The organism is Actinoallomurus sp. NPDC052274, from assembly GCF_040679475.1.
Classification (GTDB): domain Bacteria; phylum Actinomycetota; class Actinomycetes; order Streptosporangiales; family Streptosporangiaceae; genus Actinoallomurus; species Actinoallomurus liliacearum.
In genome coordinates this window covers 1-1,302 of the sequence record NZ_JBFAUT010000145.1, presented here as the reverse complement: position 1 = coordinate 1,302, position 1,302 = coordinate 1, and the positions used below count along the sequence as shown (strand labels likewise).

Here is a 1,302-nt window from a genome sequence, read left to right as displayed (position 1 = left end):
CTTGCCTTCTAGCGATCGTTGCAACACCTCGACCCGGCAGGGGACGTGGTGGGTTTCGAGATCAGGGATCGGTCGGTCGTTCGAGGGCGTAGGCCGCTGGAGCGGGAGAGAGCGGAATACTTCCGGCTCATGGATCAGGGCTACAGCAGCCGTGAGGCGTGCCGGATCGTTGGGATCAACATCCGTACCGGCAAGCGGTGGCGGAACGGGCGTAAACCCACCACTGGAGAGAAGGGGGCGCCACCCGTCCGGGTGGCGCTCCCGCCTTCGGTGTCGTCGCGGTTCCTCAGCCAGACCGAACGGATTCACATCGCCGACCGGCTGCGAGAAGGCGCATCACTGCGGACCATCGCGGCCGAGCTCGGGCGCAGCCCGTCCACGATCAGCCGCGAGGTCTGCCGCAATCGGCACGCCGAGAGCGGCGCCTACCGGCCGCACGCCGCCCAGGCCCGCGCGGATGCGCGCCGGCCCCGGCCCAAACAGAGCAGACTCGCCACCAACGACGAGCTGCGAGGTGTCGTCCAGGACTGGCTGGTGATGAACTGGAGTCCGGAGCAGATCGCCGCCATGCTGCGCGAACGCTTCCCGGACCGGCCGGAGATGCACGTGTGCCACGAGACCATCTACCAGGCCCTGTACGTCCAGGGCCGCGGCCAGCTACGCCGTGAGCTCATCAAGGCGCTGCGGACCGGCCGCACCTACCGCAAGCCGCGCCGCCAGGCCCAGACGCGCCAGCCGCGCTACTCCGCGCCGATGGTGATGATCAGCGAGCGTCCCGCCGAAGCCGCCGACCGCGCCGTGCCCGGCCACTGGGAAGGTGACCTGATCATCGGCAAGAACCAGGCCTCACAGATCGGCACGCTCGTCGAGCGCGCCACCCGCTATGTCCTGCTCGTTCACCTGCCCACCGACCGCACGGCCGAGACCGTCCGCGACGCCCTGGCCGACACGATGCAGAACCTGCCACAGGAGCTGAAACGCTCCTTGACCTGGGACCAAGGCTCGGAGATGGGCCTGCATCACGAGTTCGCCATGACCGCCGACATACCCGTCTACTTCTGCGACCCGCACTCACCCTGGCAGCGCGGCTCCAACGAGAACACCAACGGCCTGCTCCGCCAGTACTTCCCCAAAGGCACCGACCTATCGGTCCACACCCGCCAGGACCTGGACGCCGTCGCCGCCGAACTCAACGCAAGACCACGAAAAACGCTCGGCTGGGAAACCCCAGCCGAGCGTCTCGCTAAGCTCCTGGCAACAGCCAGTTGATCACCGGTGTTGCAACGACCCCTTGAATCCGCC

General features: G+C 67.7%; 1 protein-coding gene. It reads left to right on the top strand.

The features are described from left to right. The first annotated feature begins 129 nt into the window (after positions 1–129). On the top strand, positions 130–1,269 hold the full coding sequence (locus AB0K82_RS44520; protein ID WP_364409805.1) for an IS30 family transposase: 1,140 nt from the start codon (positions 130–132) through the stop codon (positions 1,267–1,269). Positions 1,270–1,302: the final 33 nt, after the last annotated feature.

Coding starts and splice junctions, on each gene's coding strand:
- AB0K82_RS44520 (WP_364409805.1), top strand. CDS start 130: ATGGATCAGGGCTACAGCAGCCGTGAGGCGTGCCGGATCGTTGGGATC.